This window comes from Paraburkholderia nodosa (assembly GCF_001718195.1).
Taxonomy (GTDB): domain Bacteria; phylum Pseudomonadota; class Gammaproteobacteria; order Burkholderiales; family Burkholderiaceae; genus Paraburkholderia; species Paraburkholderia nodosa_A.
In genome coordinates, this window is record NZ_MCNV01000021.1 from 17,454 (window position 1) to 32,392 (window position 14,939).

Genomic DNA, 14,939 nt, shown 5'->3' on the forward strand with positions numbered 1-14,939 from the left:
CGCGTTTATACTCTTGTGCTGCATTCGGCCACTTATGGGCTTTGCTTATGCTGCTAATGCGCGCTTTTAGGGGCTTCGTCTTCCTGTTCGTGGTCATCGCCGGCGTGCTCTTCGGTTCGGCGGGGACGCTGGACGATGGGCGCGCGTGGGCGATGCTGGCGGTGTTCTTTGGATGCGCCGGGGCCATCACCGTCTGGCTCTGGTTCCGCGACAGGGCGCTGCTGGAGCGGCGAGTGAAGGCGGTGCCTGGCTCGGAGCCCGATCCGATGCAGAACGTCGTCCAGGGGCTGGCGGGATCTGTCTTTCTGGCCATCTTCGCCGCGTCGGGGTTCGACAGACGCTTCGGCTGGTCCCAGGTGCCCGCCGCCGTTTCGCTCGCTGGCGACTCCATGATCGCCATCGGCTTCCTGATTGTTTTCCTTACCTTCCGCGAGAACACCTTCACCGCCAGCACGATCGAGATCGCCGAGGGCCAGCACGTCATCGACACCGGTCCCTATGCCATCGTGCGCCACCCTATGTACGCCGGCGCGCTGATCATGATCGCCGGAATACCCCTCGCGCTGGGCTCGTGGTGGGCGCTTATCCCGGCTGCCTTGATCGTCCCGGTCATCGTGTGGCGGCTGACGCGCGAGGAGGTCTACCTGGCGGCCAACCTCGCGGGCTACTGCGACTATCGAGGCCGGGTACATTACCGGCTGGCGCCGCTTCTCTGGTAGTGGCGCATGCTGTCGATGGGCGGCCTAACATTCCGTTCAACCCGGACGGCTTCGCCGCCGGTTACCTTAGGCGTCCCTCGCTGCTGCAGTTATCTGTTCACGTTTCGTGGGCGACTTGCGCTAGCGATTCTAAGGCGTCGCCGGAGCGCGAGTACATCAGACACACGGTGGCATAATAGGCTTTCGGTCAAAGGATAAGGACGTTGCGGGCAGGCTCATGCAGAGTGAAAAAAGGAAAGTCGAACCGGTCCATGGTTTTATAGATAGAAGCCTTCGCGTTCCTCATCCGGGAATCATTCAGGATGAGGTCGAGAATCTCTCTTTTTATAAGAAGATTTCGCTTCTGAAAAAGCAGTTGCATAAATGGTCGATACTTTCATTTAACCGGCAGCTCGGCCTGTATACGGAAGCCGCGGACTTGCATGATGGCGCCCGGATTTTATTGGCGTACAGCGGCGTCAACAACATCGGCGACGCGTTGATGGATCTTTCCGGGCGGGCATTAATTGGCAGCACCCCGTACAAGCTGGATGTTGTGCTCGATCCGTCACTGGCCGAGCTCTTTCGGCATGACCGGTACATATCGAAAATCTACACGGATTATCGTCAAATCAATTTCAGCGAATACGATTTCATCATACTGAACAAGCTTGGAATTCGCGTAATAAAAGAAAAAATCAGGCATGCGAGCCAATCGAGATTTACCAGCCTGATCGGATGGTATGCAGGGCGCAATTTCAATCACATACAGTTCAGCTACTACGCTTTCAACAAGATCCTGAAATGCGGGATCGCCGAGAGGGACCTGTATAAAAGTGCCCGACTCGTCCTCGACGCTCCCAGGTGCGATGATTTTCCATCGGAGGGCTGTGCCGGGAGAGTCGCCATTTCGGTCGGCGGCAGGGAATCCCCCCGTATCTACGGTAAGTGGGCAGAGGTTCTAGCTCGGCTCGACGATGATGCGGGGTTGTCGCGTTATGAGTTCGTCCTGGTCGGATCGGATAATGGACTCGCGGAAGCAAACGATCTGATCGGCATGCAATTCAGGAATCTGAAGCTCACCTCATTGGTTGGCAAGTTGAAGATCCATGAATGCTTTTCCCTGATAAGTCAGAGCAGGCTATTTGTAGGGGCGGACGGCGGGCTTCTGCATATTGCGCACGCGGCCGGCGTGCCGACCATCGCTTTGTTTAGCAATGACATTGACCCGAGAACCCGCTACGTCGAGAACGATTTTTTTAAATGTGCTCCACTGACGGGGGCCAGTGATGTGACGAGCATTGAGCCAAATGATGTGGTGAATGTCATGAAAGATATTCTGCCTGGGTGAACCGCGCGAGCAGACCGATTGCCATGCTCTGTTCGAGCTTGGCGCAATCAGAGCTCGTTCAGGTCGGCAAGCGGTGTACGCACAACCTGCCATTGACGTGCGGCGAGCGCGGTGGAATTGAGCGAACTGCGCGCTACCGCGCGCGAATTCATACATCCGAGACGAGCGCCTCTACAACATCCACCGTGCGCGCCGTCGCGCCACGGTGGCGCGAGGCGAATGCGGCGGCAGCCGCGCCCATCGCAACCCGGCGTGACTTGTCGTTGAAGAGTTCGTGCAAGGCGCGCGCGAGATCGGCGGGATCCTTAACCTGCAGGGCCGCCCCCGCGGCCGTGGCGTCGGCGGTGGCCTGCGTGAAGTTGAACACGTGCGGCCCGATCAGCACCGGCACGCCCACGGCGCACGCTTCGATCAGATTTTGCCCGCCGAGCGGCAGGAGACTGCCACCGATAAACGCGAGATCGGCGGCAGCGTAGTAAGCGCCCATCTCCCCCATCGAATCGCCGAGCAGCACACTCACATCCTGCGGCAACACGCGCACGCCCGCGTGCGCCGCAGCGGCCGCAGTCGCGGGCGGCGCCCAGCGCGAGCGCCGTTCGAGCTTGTAGTTCCTGCGCTCCACGAGTGCTGCCACCTCATCGAAGCGCTGCGGATGGCGCGGCACGAGGATCAAAAGGGCGTCGGGCACATCGAGTGCCGCGAAGGCCTGTAGCACGAGCTCCTCTTCCCCTTCGCGCGTGCTCGCCGCCACCCACACCGGCCGCTCGCCGATCGCGCGCCGCCATTCACGGCCCCGCGCGATCAGCGCCGGCGGGCTCGCCATGTCGAACTTGAGGTTGCCAAGCACCGCCACGTTGCGCGCGCCAAGCGCGGTGAGGCGCTCCGCATCGGAGGGACTTTGCGCGAGCACACGTGTGAAACCGCCGAACACCTCGCGCGCGCCCGCGCCGAACTTCGCCGCGCGCTTGAACGAGCGCGCCGACATGCGCGCGTTGGTGAGCACGAGCGGCACGTCGGCACGCTTGCACTCGTCGATGAGCGTGGGCCAGACCTCGGTTTCCATCACGAGGCCGAGCGACGGCCGCCATGCGTGCAGGAAACGCCGCACGGCGTGCGGCATGTCGTACGGCAGGTAGCAGCGCAACACGCGATTGCCGAACAGCTGCTCGCCGGTTGCGCGGCCGCCCGGCGTCATGTGCGTGAGCAGAATGCGCGCGTCAGGCCGCGCCGCCAGCAGCCCGTCGACGAGCGGCTGAGCCGCGCGGGTTTCGCCCACGGAGACGGCATGCACCCAGATGAGCGCCGCATCGTCCTCGGGCAAACGCCCTGCCGCATAGCCGAATCGCTCGCCGATATGCTCCCGATAGCCGCGCTCCCGGCGCGAGCGAATGAATAGCCGCAGGACCGCGAGCGGGGCAATGAGCCACCAGGCCGCGCGATAGATCGCTCTCAGCATCGGGCCTCCGCGTCGGCCACGGTCATGCGAAACGCCGCGGCCGCGCGGCAGGAGGCGTGGATCGGCAAGCGCATCGCACGTGGATTCAAACCAGTTCCTTGCCCTTGAGGCGTTCGAGAATGCCGAGCGGCGCCCATTCGGGATGCACCATGTCCTTCACCGGCAGGAAGAAGGTCTGCTCCATCATGAACTGACCGGACATTACCGCATGCGAAGTGTGATCGGAGAAGCACACCCAGACGCTGCCCGGCGGAAAACCGATGGTCTCCTGCGGGCACGCCTTCTGGTAATCGAGATCGGCCTTCATGCCGTCGTGGAGATTGAGCATCAGATGGTCGTACTCGCTGCGCTGCGACTTCGTGATGTGCAGCAGGTTCTGCAGCCACGCCGAGCCCGGAAACTGCGGCTTGATGTTGGGCAGGAAGCGCTTTGCCATGTCCTCGAACGGCTCGCCCACGCGCCACACGCGCGGCACGCCGTTCGGGTTGACGTTGGTGAACACGCGCAGGATGCGCTCGCCGTAGTTCGGACGCGAGGGAAAGGCATCCACGTGCAGGCGCGAATCGTCCTTGCGCCACGAGGTCTCACGCGTTTCCACCTGATGCAGGCGCAGGCTCGTAGGCGCCACGCGCAGCTTGCCGGTGTATTCGGGAAAGAGGCCGTCCACCAGCGTGCGAGCGCAGGTCTGGTAGCGGGCGATCAACGCACGCACGGCCGTCTGCGTGACAGTGTCGCCGAGCACGCCGTGCAGCGCGCCGCCGTTCGGGTCGAGGCTGATGTTCTTGCGCTTGGGGTCGGCGATCGCGGGGTCGAGCAGCGCGCGCTCGCCGCCTTCGATCGCGAAGGCCAGATTCGGAAAATACAGCACCTTGCCCTGCTCGACGGCGTCGAGCAGCGTCTCGCGCGGTTGCGAGAGCTGCTGGCCGTGCCAGTCTGCGGACGTGATTTCGATGATCTGGGAATCGTTCATTGTTCGCCCCTGGAAGCGATGGATCTGATTGCCTGCCGGTGTGGCGCGGTGCGAGCGTGGCGTGCCCAGTTGCCCGCCTCTTTGCCATCTCGCGCGATTCATGCCGGCCAAGCCCTGGCGCTCACTCGTGCAACCCCGCGAGCGCCGATTCTTATACCCGCAGCCTCAGTGGTGCGCCTTGACGCGCCGCAGCCCCTCAGTATGTCAGGCGCCTGCGCTGCGGCGGCGCGCCGCTACAGCAGCCCGAAGCCCGCCAGCGCGCCCTTCACCTGCGCAAGCGTTGGCGGCTGGCCTGCCGTGCCCAGATTGACGACGTTCGGCGACCAGTAGCCGCCCGTGCGCCAGGCGGTCGCGAAATTGTACAACTCGACGGTCGGGCGCTTCAGCGCCGCCGCGATGTGCACGAGCCCCGTGTCCACGCCCACCGTGGCGGCCGCGCCGTCGACCAGGCCCACCACGGCAGGCAGCGAGAGCCTGGGCGGCACGATCGCGGCTTCACCGAATTCGCGCGCGAGGCGCTCGCTCGTGGCGCGCTCGGCCTCGCTGCCCCAGGGCAGCACGAGCGACGCGCCGCGCCTCACGAGCGCCTGACCAAGCTCGATCCAGTGCTGGTCGGGCCACTGCTTGTCGGCGCGCGACGTGGCGTGCACGAACACGACATAGGGTACCGGCAGGTTCAGCCCAACGCCCGCGAGCGCCTGCGCGGCGCGGTAGGTGTCGAGGCCGAACTCGATATCGTCGGTGGGCGACGGCGGGGCGAGATCGAGCGCGCCCGCGACCAGTTTGCGCGTACGCTCGACCACGTGGGTGCGCGGCTCGATGCGAATCGAGCGGTCGTAGAAGAAGCGCACCGGCCACTCGTAGCCCGCGCCATCGGTGCGGTTGCCCAGGCCGACGAGTGGCCCGCGCGCCCAGCTCGCCACCCATGCCGTCTTGATGAGCCCCTGGCAGTCGATCACGAGGTCGTACTTCTCGGCCGCGAGCGCGCGCCGGAACGCGCCGATCTCGCGCCAGTTGGCAGCAGAGAAGAGGCCCTTGCGCCAGCGGCGCAGCGAAAACGGGATCGCGCGGCGCACGCCCTCCACGAGCTCGACGAGCGACTGGAAGCCTTCTTCGACGAGCCAGTCGATCTGCGCGTCGGGGTACCGCCGCCGGATATCGGCGATGGCGGGCATGTTGTGGACGACGTCGCCAAGCGACGACACGCGCACGATGAGGATCTTTTGCACGCTCAGGGTACTTTGTGCGGACAGATTAAAAAGGTGGGCAATTTTAGCGCGCCGCACGCAAATGCAAAGAAAAACCGGGGAAATGCGCGGAAAGGAATGCAAACGGCGCCGCGCTGTAACTGGCGCGGCGCCGTTAGGCGCGTCATATGAACGCAAGGAGCCGCAAGGGGCACAGCGGCCCCTGGAGGCTTAGAACGGCAGCTTCGCGTCCGGCTTCTCGGCGAGAATCACCCGCTTGAAGTCGGCCTGGATGCGCGCGAGCGCGGCATCATTGTCGGCCTCGAAACGCATCACGACCACGGGCGTGGTGTTCGACGAGCGGGCAAGACCAAAGCCGTCCGGGTATTCCACGCGCAGGCCGTCGATGGTGATGACCTCGTCCGCGCCCGTGAACTTCGCGTTCTTCTGCAGCTTGCCGATCAGCTCGAAGTTCTCGCCTTCCTCGAGCTTCAGCTGCAGCTCGGGCGTGGCGTGCGAATTCGGCAGGTCGTTGAGCAGCTTGCTCGGATCGGCCACGCGCGAGAGGATTTCGAGCAGACGCGCGCCCGTGTACAGGCCGTCGTCGAAGCCGTACCAGCGGTCCTTGAAGAACACGTGGCCGCTCATTTCGCCCGCGAGCGGCGCGCCGGTTTCGCGCAGCTTCGCCTTCACGAGCGAGTGGCCCGTCTTCCACATGAGCGGCTCACCGCCCTTTTCCTTCACCCACTTCGCGAGATTGCGCGTGCACTTCACGTCGTAGATGATCTGCTTGCCCGGGTTGCGCGAGAGCACTTCCTCGGCAAACAGCATGAGCTGGCGATCCGGATAGATGATCTGGCCGTCCTTGGTCACGACGCCCAGACGGTCGCCGTCGCCGTCGAAGGCGAAGCCGATTTCCGCATCCGTTTCCTTCAGCGCCCGGATCACGTCCTGCAGATTCTCGGGGTGCGCCGGGTCCGGATGGTGGTTCGGGAAATTGCCGTCCACTTCCGTGAAGAGCTCGACCAGCTCGCAGCCCATCGCCTTGAACAGACGCGGCGCCAGGTCGCCCGCCACGCCGTTGCCGGTGTCGACGACGATCTTCAGGGGGCGCGCGAGCTTCACGTCGCTCAGGATGCGATCGACATAGGTGTCGGCGATGTCGTACTTCGTGTAGCTGCCCTCGCCCGCGTCGAAACGGTCTGCCACGATGCGGTCATACAGCGCGAGGATCTGGTCGCCGTAGATGGCCTTGCCGCGCAGGACCATCTTGAAGCCGTTGTAGTCGGGCGGATTGTGGCTGCCCGTCACGACGATGCACGAGTCCACGTTGCGCTCGCCGCCCACCAGCTTGAGCGGCACGCTCGCGGCGAAGTAGCCCACGGGCGTGGGCACCATGCCGACGTCGACCACGTCCACGCCGGCCTCGCACAGGCCGTCAGCCAGGGCTCGCGAGAGATCGGGACCCGAGAGCCGGCCGTCGCGCGCGATCACCACGGCGTCGCCGCCCTGCGCGCGCACTTCGCTGCCGAAGGCGCGGCCGATGGCGCGCGCGGTGTCGGTGTCGAGCGTCTTGCCGATCACGCCGCGAATGTCATATGCCTTGAAAATCGATTTCGAAATCATGTTGGGGCTCACGTCCTGATGGGATTCGGGTCTATTCGTAACACGGACAGGCAGTTGAAAGCCTTTCGCGTTACGAAAAGTGGGAACCGTTACAAACTATAATTGCCGTTTTTCGGCAGTGGTATGCACCCATTTTAATGCTTCGCCGTTTCCTTTTATTGCCAAAATATTCGTCAAAAATGGCGGAAAGATTGCGCATGCCGCGTGCCTGCCCCTTTTTTAGCGATTCCCGCCATGGCGAGGCGCGATGCTGAGCCTCAAGCGCTTTGGCAATCCCGACGTCGCCCGTGCGTTTGCGAACATCGTGTGGCTCGGCCTCGAGCGCGTCACGCAGATCGCGGTGGCCATCGTCATCAGCGGCGTGCTCGCGCGCTATTTCGGCCCTGACATCTTCGGCAAGTGGCAGTACGCCAACACGCTTTTGCTCGTGCTCGCGCCCGTGACCTGGGTCTGCGGCGCCGAGATTCTCGTGCCCACCATCGTCAACCGGCCGCAGGAGCAGCTCGGCACCGTGCTCGGCAGTGCGTTTGCGCTGCGCATCGGCGTGTCGACGGCGGCGCTGCTCCTCACGTGGGCCGGCATCGCGCTCGGCGTGACCGATCCGATGGTCGGCGCGATGCTCGCCGGGCTCGCGGTGACGATGCTGTTTCGCGAGCCGTTCGTGGGCGTGATCAACGCCTGGCTGCAGAGCATGACGTACAGCAAGCCGCAATTGCTCGCGAGCATGACGACGGCGGTGATCAAGGCGCTGCTCGTGTACCTGCTTGCGCGCGCGGCGTTCGCGCCCGCCACCTTCGGCTGGCTCTGGGCGCTCGAATCGGCGGCGATTGGCGCGGCGCTGGTGCTCTACTTCCGGCGCCGCCACGGCGACAAGCTCGGCTGGCATGTGGACCGCTCGCTCTTCAAGCATTTCGCAAGCGCCGGCACGGTGTTCTGGCTCGGGCTCATCTGCATGTACCTGTTCCTGAAGCTCGACCGCCTGATGCTCGAGCGCACGATCTCGTTCGCCGATCTCGGCCGCTACTCGGCCGCGCAGCAGCTCAACGAGAACTGGATCACGCTCGCGCTCATGCTCTCGCAAACGATCGCGCCCGCCTTCGTTTACCGCGTGCAGCAGACCGCGCAGTTGCGGCGCAACCTCGTGCGTCTCTTCGCGATGACGGCCGTACTGATGGTGGCCGGCGCGATCGTGCTTGATGCCCTCGCGGGTTTCATCATCGGCCGCGTGTTCGGGCCGGACTATGAAGGCGCGACCGGCATCTTCCGCTGGGCCGTGTGGCTTTCGGTGCCAGCAGGGCTCGAAGCCATCGGCAACCTTGTCGTGCTCAAATATCAGGCGAAATTCGTGCTGCTCGCCAAATGGCTGCTCGCGCTCGCAGTGGCGTTCGCCGTGAATCTCGTGGCGATCCCGCGACTCGGCTCGTATGGCGCGCTGTGCGGCCTCGCGGCGGGCTATCTCGCGGCGGCCTGCGTGAACCTCTACTACATCCGCTTCAAGCTCGCTTCATGATGAATTCCGCCGCGCTTCCACTGCGCGATGCACGCGAGGGCGTGCTTGCCGACGTCGCCGTGCTCATGCCCGCTTACAACGGTCAGGACGACGTTGCCCGCACGCTCGCTTCGTTCGGTGAGGATGCAACGATCTATGCGCTCGTCGTCGATGATGGCAGCACGCCAGCCATCGTCGCGCCCGAGGTGCCCGGCATGTGCGTGGAAGTCTTGCGCATGGCGCAGAATGGCGGCATCGAGCGCGCCTTGCAGGCGGGTGTCGAGGCGCTCGCGGCGCGAGGGTTTCGCTACGCGGCGCGTATCGATGCGGGCGATCTCGCAGCGCCCCAGCGTCTCGCGAAACAGCGCGCGCGTATGGAAGCGGAGCCCACGCTCGCGGCGCTCGGCACGTGGACCCAGGTGGTCAATCGCGCGGGCGAGCCGCTTTTCATGCTGCGTCCAAGCAGCGATGCACGCGAGTTGCGCCGCACGCGCCTGCTGCGATCGCCGCTCGTGCATCCTTCGGTGATGCTGCGCGTCGACGCCGTGCTCGCGGTGGGCAACTATCGGGTGCAATATCCGGCCGCGGAGGACCTCGACCTGTTCCTGCGACTGATGGAGCACTACGAGTGCGCGAATCTGCCGGAACTTGGGCTCTACTATGAGCTGAACGAAGGCGGCATTAGCGCGACGAAGCGGCGGCGGCAGATCGTATCGACGTTGCGCCTGCAGTTGCGTTATCTGAATGTGCTGAACTGGCGCGACTGGGCGGGTGTGGTGAAGAGCTTGCTGCACTTCGTGACGCCGTACCGCACCCTGCACAGGATGAAGCGTGCGCTGTTCGCGCGCGGCACATAGCAAGGCAAAAGCACAGTCGCCTCCGCGATCAACGAGAGCCGTCCTCACTCCGCTCTCAAGGTCTTTGCACCGGCTGGGCTTGCCCGTCAAGATGTGCTTTCGCCGGGTCCATCTTGACCCGAAACGCCCGAAAAGCTCTTCCCGGATGGTTCCAGAAAATCAAGGCGGATCAATCGGCGTCGAAGACTAACATTGGACAGTGTCAGGAAAACCCGGGCGTTTCTAGAAAAACAGCCCAAAAGCTGGATTTGCGTCTAGCGTTCGGCGGTGCAGTCCGCGCAGGCGGCTTGTTGCGAAGCAGAGATGGATCAGGCCGGATAGAACGGGTGAATCGCGTCGAGTTGACGAGCCAACTCATCTTACATACGAGCGGTATCGAAGCCCAGTTGAAGTCTCGTCCAGATTTCATCGCTGGTGCCAAAGAAGCGGGGAGAGGTGCAGGCCGGTATCTACCGTAATGGCGCGACGGCCTGAAACGATTTCGCCGATGCGCGTTTGCTCAACGCCGATTTCCTTCGCGAGCCGGTACGCTGCAATATCCATCGGAAGCGTGAATTGCTCCGACAGAATTTCCAGGATAGGAAACGTCGCGCGACATAGGCAGCACCTCCTGGGGTAGTCGACGATCTCAACTTCAAATACGTTGCCCGCATGAAGCGCAAACACACTCGATACGGGTCGTTGATCCTGATGTAGTGCTGACCAACCCGATCACGCCCAAGCGCTTCCAGCTCATTGCGCGGCAGCACCTTCAGGTCATTCAACGCCTGCGCACGATTGGGCATCGCAAGCCTGCGCATGGCGACTTGCTCAAAGTTCACAAAGCCGGCAACCCGGGGCCCATTGACAAGGGCAGCGCTGTCGGCACTTTTGAAGTGAAGTCGGGCGGTTGGGAGCGGTAAAATCTGGCCGCGCTCGCATGGCCTATCCGGCTGTGAGCGCGAAAGCGCTTCCGTCCCGCATCATCAGATCGCCCGGCTCACATGAGAAACGGTAATATCAAACTTCGCGGTCTTCCCGCTGTTCGAAGAGACGGACGACCCGGACGACGCCGATACCTTCGTCTACCTCATAACGCACTTCATAGCGGGACCAGAGTGCACGACGTACGTCGCCGTCGAACTGGCGCAACTGACGCCATACACGCGGCGCTAAGGGCAACTGCTCAACGAAATCGTAGAGGCCCTGCGCGACGCCCTGCGCGGCACGCTCTCCGTTATGGACGAGCTGGAACAGGACGAGACGCTCCAGGTCCTGAAGCGCCTCGTCGGCCCATTCGATTCGCAATAGCATTAGGCATCGCGATCCGTGGATTGCGGAAGAGCGGAGAACTTGCCCGCTGCGATGGAGTGCACCCAGGCGCGCACGCGCTCGTGCGCGACCGTGCGACCCCCGCGCGCGCTTTCCAGGCCTTGCCGCGTCAGTCGATCACGCTCGTTTTCCTGCTCTACCAGATCAGCAAGAGCGCGATTCAGGATCCAGCCGCGTGGACGCTCCCAGCGCGCAGCCAGCGCATCTACCTGTTCGGCAAGCTCAACAGGCACATGCGCGGTAAAGGTCTTCGTGGCGTTTTCCATATCCAATAAGTCCCCTAATCGAGAGTAATCAAAACGATTAATGTATTCTACGCCAATGCCAGGTCGCATGCGGCAGGCGAAGATGCCGCGCCGCCGGTCTACCCTGGTCAAGGCGCCACGTTGCTGTGCACAAATAGGCCACAGCCGACCGCGCTCGCCTCGTGACGCCGAGTGCCGTGCACTTGTGTACTACGCTCATGTCTTGCTCGACGATAACGCAGTGTGTGAACCGATTTGAATCAGCGGTACTGGTTGATGCCGTAGGGGCACTGAAAGCACCGTGTCGCAGAGGGCCAGGACTCCGTCGCCGCAGCGCGGGGGCTTTCACCGCCCTCTTCCGGCCATGACGCCCGGTAGTACTCGGGATCGTTCAGCCATGCGATGACGTCGGCCGAACGCCACAGGGTGCAGCGTCGGCCAAAGCGCACGGCGCGCGGAAAGCGACCGGCGTGCTCCAGCGCCAGGACAGTTTGCCGGGAGAGGCGAACGTGAGGGCGAAGGTCAACGAAACGCAGCAGGTAACCGGGGACGAGCGGCGCGGTCGGAATCGGGACGGAAGTTTTGCGGGCCACAGGACTGCCTCCTGAATGCAGGCAGCCTCTTTACGGTCGTAAGGACAAGCACGCGGCGCGCGCGGCAAGAGGCGGAGGAATCCACGCAACGCTCAGGCGTGCGCGGCCTCGGGCGGAACGAGGCGCGAGCTGGTGAGCGTGTGATCGATCAGGCCAAGCCGCAGTCGCAGACGGCCTCGCAGCCGACAGAGAATGCCCGGCAGCCTGTTGAGCATGGTCCGCGCGTGCAGCTCAACGACATGCCGAAATGAAAGCGTGAGCCGACCCAGCATGGTTGCCCACGCATCGATGCGCGCGGCCTCCAGCCGGTTCGCCGAGCGCATCCGCTGCGCGCACATCCGCCCCGACAGTCCGTAAAGAATCACGATCCAGGCGAGCACGCCTGCGAAGCAATCGAACGTGGGGCCGCGCCAGGAGTGGAAGGCGAACAGGAGTGTCAGACCAACGAGCAGGACAAACGGCCCGATAACCACGGCAGGCGCAAAGCGCCACCGGCGTGTTTCCGTGTTCACATGCTGGCGAAACCCGTCGCAGCACATGCGGATCGCATGGGCGGACAGGGCACCTGCGTCGCTCGTGCAACAGCGCAATTGCAGTTCGAGGGAACAGGGAATCTCGCTCATGATGAAAATACGTCAGGCTCCCGGCACGAAAATCAGCAATCCACCTGCAACGCCTCGCAATTGAGGCGGTCGGCCACGTCGCACGAACGCAGCGCGCTTACCCGGGCTGTCCCTCTTCGCCATTTTCCTCGCCCTCCGCCGCACCGATCATCGCCGCGACCAATGCCAACACTCCCCTCTTCTCCCGGGGCTTCAGTTCGCGATATCCGGCGAGCAGGCGCTCCTCATCGTGTTCGAGGGCCAGTGTTGCAGGATCCGACGCGCGCCCGGTCAGCAGGTACAGGACGTCGACGCCAATCTCGGCGATTCCCGCCAGATAGTTCGCGTCGGGATATCTCATACCCTTCTCGTAGGTAAATTGCGCCTGCTTCTGGACGCCGCCCGCATTGGCGAACTCTGTCTGGTTCATGCTCAAGCGTCGCCGCTCCTGTTTCAGACGGATCGAAAAATTATCTATTTGCGTAATTTTTGTTGACATAGACGCTTTTAGTTACTAATCTGCCAAATGTACGCGTTCGAGTACTAACGGTAGTGCCCATGCGCCGAACGTCGGCCCTCGGCCTGCTTCTTCACACTTGCGGAGGAATTCTCCATGTCCGCCAATGACGAAATCCGCAGCGTCGCTCCGGTCCGCCCCAGTTTCGAACCTGCTCACGCCCAACGACTCACTAAAAGTCTCACGCGGCCGACCGACATTCATTTCGCAAGCGAGACGGTGACCCATTTGCCGGCGATATGGGTGCGTGGCGTAGGCATTAGCCAGCGACGCTATCGGGTGTCTCACCGGTGTTCCCGCTCTCGGGTGAACCGAGAATTGCCGCTACCAGGCCCTGCACGCCTCGCTTCTCCCGGGGCTTCAGTTCGCGGTAGCCAACGAGCAGCCGCTCCTCATCGGGATCGAGTGCGACGATTGACGGATCGGACCGGCGCCCCGTCAGAAGATACAGCACGTCAACGCCGGCTTCGGCAATTCCTGCAAGATAGCTTGCATCGGGATGCCTCGTGCCCTTCTCGTAGTTGAGTTGTGCATGCTTCTGCACGCCCCCGGCACTCGCCAGCTCAGCCTGGTTCAAGCCCAGTCGACGTCGCTCCTGCCTCAGGCGTATGGCAAAAGCATCCATTTGTGAAACTGTTCTTGAATTATTCACGATCAGATACTATTGTTTGTCGTGTGTCCGTTTGACTACTTCGTATGGATATCGCGCCGATGCGATAGGAACCCGTCACGCGCCTCGGTTGATCTTTGCTTCTACCCGATAGGAGAGATGCCATGTCGTTCAACTATGAAATCTGCGGCGCCCTTCCGGTCCGCGCCAGCTTCAAACATGCCCACGCCCAGCAACTCGCTGAAAGTCTAGCCAGGCCAGCCGACGTCTACTTCGCAACCGATACCGTGACCCATTCGCTCGTAATACGCGTGCGTGGCGCCCTCTCGCCGGACGAGCAGCAATCCATCGAGGACACGCTTGCACGTTTCGCGCAGAAGTGGGCAGCAGCCGGTGCAATCTTTAGCCGGCGACGCTATGGCGAGCCGTCATTCGTAGCATTCGGGCTTTCTCCCCACGTCGAACTTCTCGATGAACTAGCTGACCTGCATCTCCAGATGGAATCGCTGCTGGGTCGCCAGGCGTTCATTCTCGGCGAGCTCGTTGCAACGGACCAGGAAGCCTCGACGGGCGCGATCGTCGACGCGTGACAAGTGTACAGGGATGACTGTCATGGAAAAGGGAACCTACGTCCTGTCGGGCTCGCTGCCCGTTCACGACGACCTGGAAGCTGACCAGATAGACCGTGTCAGGCGGCACCTCAAAGGCTTCGCCACGGTGTATCTCGCACACGATCAAACCGCGCATACCGTATCGCTGAATGTCTCCGGCACGATGCTGCGGGATGACGCGCGCATCATCGAGCGGCGCATCGAGAAGTTCGCAGAAGAAAACGGCACCGCCGGCGCCATCCTCCTGAGTGAATGGAATGGTTTGTCGGACTGGCTCATGGTTGGATTGAACTGGCATGTGCAGTGCCTCCTCAAGCTCGATGCCGTACAGGAACAGTTCGCAAGGCTCGTGGAACGCGAACTCGACTTCGTCGTGCGGCTTGAGCCACCCGGCGACAACACTGACGGCCGCGGCCAGCCCCTCATGTGTGTTTCGATGACGACGTGACAGTTCGACCCGTCGCAGGAGCCACAACTCATCACGGGCCGCGCCTCCCGATGTTGGGCAGTATTCTTCCCTGCTGCCCGGTGCGGAATCGCCTTGACATGGACCGCCCAGTCGTTGCGCCCTCAACAGCCTTTCCGGTATCCGTGGCCGAAAAAGACGCTTGAGGCGTGCCGCAAGCGCGATCAGGCGGGAACCAGACTCTCGAATCGCCGCCACCGGCACCAGTGAGCGGCCGAGGGCGCAAGCCGGGTATGGACCGCGTCTGGCTTGAACAGCGAGAATTTCACTTGCAGCCTCCGTCTCCATGAGGCCCGGAATATCGACGGCACAATTGGGCGACCTGTGACACCACCTGACAGAGGCTGAGG

The 14,939-nt window shown here is 62.8% G+C and carries 18 protein-coding genes; 7 read left to right on the forward strand and 11 right to left on the reverse strand.

The genetic code is table 11. The features are described from left to right. Nucleotides 1–47 precede the first annotated feature (47 nt). Nucleotides 48–719 (forward strand): methyltransferase family protein, encoded by a 672-nt coding sequence (locus tag BFD71_RS28335; protein ID WP_069267632.1) that lies wholly within the window; start codon nucleotides 48–50, stop codon nucleotides 717–719. Nucleotides 720–936: 217 nt separating this feature from the next. After that, complete coding sequence (locus BFD71_RS28340; protein WP_069267633.1) at nucleotides 937–2,049, forward strand: glycosyltransferase family 9 protein; 1,113 nt, start codon at nucleotides 937–939, stop codon at nucleotides 2,047–2,049. 148 nt (nucleotides 2,050–2,197) lie between these two features. On the opposite strand, the gene waaA is transcribed toward BFD71_RS28340, so the two are convergent. The 4 genes from waaA to BFD71_RS28360 all read right to left on the reverse strand — a co-directional run bounded on the left by waaA (nucleotide 2,198) and on the right by BFD71_RS28360 (nucleotide 7,288). After that, a complete protein-coding gene (gene waaA / locus BFD71_RS28345; protein WP_069267634.1) occupies nucleotides 2,198–3,505 on the reverse strand; it encodes a lipid IV(A) 3-deoxy-D-manno-octulosonic acid transferase in 1,308 nt (435 codons plus the stop codon). Nucleotides 3,506–3,590: 85 nt separating this feature from the next. Continuing rightward, nucleotides 3,591–4,475, reverse strand: coding sequence for a Kdo hydroxylase family protein (locus BFD71_RS28350; RefSeq protein WP_069267635.1), 885 nt, complete (start codon nucleotides 4,473–4,475; stop codon nucleotides 3,591–3,593). A gap of 233 nt (nucleotides 4,476–4,708) precedes the next feature. Next, a complete protein-coding gene (gene waaC, locus BFD71_RS28355) occupies nucleotides 4,709–5,710 on the reverse strand; it encodes a lipopolysaccharide heptosyltransferase I (RefSeq protein WP_176732973.1) in 1,002 nt (333 codons plus the stop codon). 183 nt (nucleotides 5,711–5,893) lie between these two features. Beyond that, on the reverse strand, nucleotides 5,894–7,288 hold the full coding sequence (locus BFD71_RS28360) for a phosphomannomutase/phosphoglucomutase (protein WP_069267637.1): 1,395 nt from the start codon (nucleotides 7,286–7,288) through the stop codon (nucleotides 5,894–5,896). Nucleotides 7,289–7,535: 247 nt separating this feature from the next. Between BFD71_RS28360 and BFD71_RS28365 the strand changes: the two genes are divergently transcribed. Both BFD71_RS28365 and BFD71_RS28370 read left to right on the forward strand, forming a co-directional pair. Continuing rightward, entirely contained in the window at nucleotides 7,536–8,798 is a 1,263-nt protein-coding gene (locus tag BFD71_RS28365) for an oligosaccharide flippase family protein (RefSeq protein ID WP_069267638.1), read from the forward strand. Continuing rightward, entirely contained in the window at nucleotides 8,798–9,634 is an 837-nt protein-coding gene (locus BFD71_RS28370) for a glycosyltransferase (RefSeq protein ID WP_141710831.1), read from the forward strand. Before BFD71_RS28365 ends, BFD71_RS28370 begins: the two co-directional genes overlap by 1 nt. A 405-nt stretch (nucleotides 9,635–10,039) precedes the next feature. Here BFD71_RS28370 and BFD71_RS42885 read toward each other — a convergent pair whose 3' ends face one another. Next, complete coding sequence (locus BFD71_RS42885; RefSeq protein WP_370684322.1) at nucleotides 10,040–10,300, reverse strand: hypothetical protein; 261 nt, start codon at nucleotides 10,298–10,300, stop codon at nucleotides 10,040–10,042. A gap of 29 nt (nucleotides 10,301–10,329) precedes the next feature. Between BFD71_RS42885 and BFD71_RS42890 the strand changes: the two genes are divergently transcribed. Beyond that, nucleotides 10,330–10,536: a hypothetical protein gene (locus BFD71_RS42890; protein ID WP_069267640.1), complete on the forward strand. Its 207-nt coding sequence runs from the start codon at nucleotides 10,330–10,332 to the stop codon at nucleotides 10,534–10,536. Nucleotides 10,537–10,633: 97 nt separating this feature from the next. Here the strand turns inward: BFD71_RS42890 and BFD71_RS28385 are convergent, their stop codons facing one another. The 6 genes from BFD71_RS28385 to BFD71_RS28405 all read right to left on the reverse strand — a co-directional run bounded on the left by BFD71_RS28385 (nucleotide 10,634) and on the right by BFD71_RS28405 (nucleotide 13,527). Beyond that, entirely contained in the window at nucleotides 10,634–10,927 is a 294-nt protein-coding gene (locus BFD71_RS28385) for a type II toxin-antitoxin system RelE/ParE family toxin (RefSeq protein ID WP_083245514.1), read from the reverse strand. Continuing rightward, nucleotides 10,927–11,211: a CopG family ribbon-helix-helix protein gene (locus tag BFD71_RS39470; protein ID WP_083245515.1), complete on the reverse strand. Its 285-nt coding sequence runs from the start codon at nucleotides 11,209–11,211 to the stop codon at nucleotides 10,927–10,929. Before BFD71_RS39470 ends, BFD71_RS28385 begins: the two co-directional genes overlap by 1 nt. Before the next feature lie 239 nt (nucleotides 11,212–11,450). Beyond that, nucleotides 11,451–11,783: a helix-turn-helix transcriptional regulator gene (locus BFD71_RS39475; RefSeq protein ID WP_083245516.1), complete on the reverse strand. Its 333-nt coding sequence runs from the start codon at nucleotides 11,781–11,783 to the stop codon at nucleotides 11,451–11,453. A 92-nt stretch (nucleotides 11,784–11,875) separates the two neighbouring features. Then, on the reverse strand, nucleotides 11,876–12,406 hold the full coding sequence (locus BFD71_RS28395) for a hypothetical protein (RefSeq protein WP_141710826.1): 531 nt from the start codon (nucleotides 12,404–12,406) through the stop codon (nucleotides 11,876–11,878). Between the two features lie 97 nt (nucleotides 12,407–12,503). Then, nucleotides 12,504–12,815 (reverse strand): helix-turn-helix domain-containing protein, encoded by a 312-nt coding sequence (locus BFD71_RS28400; RefSeq protein WP_370684325.1) that lies wholly within the window; start codon nucleotides 12,813–12,815, stop codon nucleotides 12,504–12,506. Nucleotides 12,816–13,161: 346 nt separating this feature from the next. Further along, nucleotides 13,162–13,527 carry a helix-turn-helix domain-containing protein gene (locus BFD71_RS28405; protein WP_069267643.1) on the reverse strand — a complete coding sequence of 122 codons (366 nt, stop codon included), beginning with the start codon at nucleotides 13,525–13,527 and terminating at the stop codon, nucleotides 13,162–13,164. A gap of 149 nt (nucleotides 13,528–13,676) precedes the next feature. Here BFD71_RS28405 and BFD71_RS28410 point away from each other — a divergent pair, with 149 nt between their 5' ends. Together BFD71_RS28410 and BFD71_RS28415 are read left to right on the forward strand one after the other, a co-directional pair. Beyond that, nucleotides 13,677–14,102 carry a hypothetical protein gene (locus BFD71_RS28410; RefSeq protein WP_069267644.1) on the forward strand — a complete coding sequence of 142 codons (426 nt, stop codon included), beginning with the start codon at nucleotides 13,677–13,679 and terminating at the stop codon, nucleotides 14,100–14,102. A 22-nt stretch (nucleotides 14,103–14,124) separates the two neighbouring features. After that, nucleotides 14,125–14,571 (forward strand): hypothetical protein, encoded by a 447-nt coding sequence (locus BFD71_RS28415; RefSeq protein WP_083245517.1) that lies wholly within the window; start codon nucleotides 14,125–14,127, stop codon nucleotides 14,569–14,571. Nucleotides 14,572–14,939: the final 368 nt, after the last annotated feature.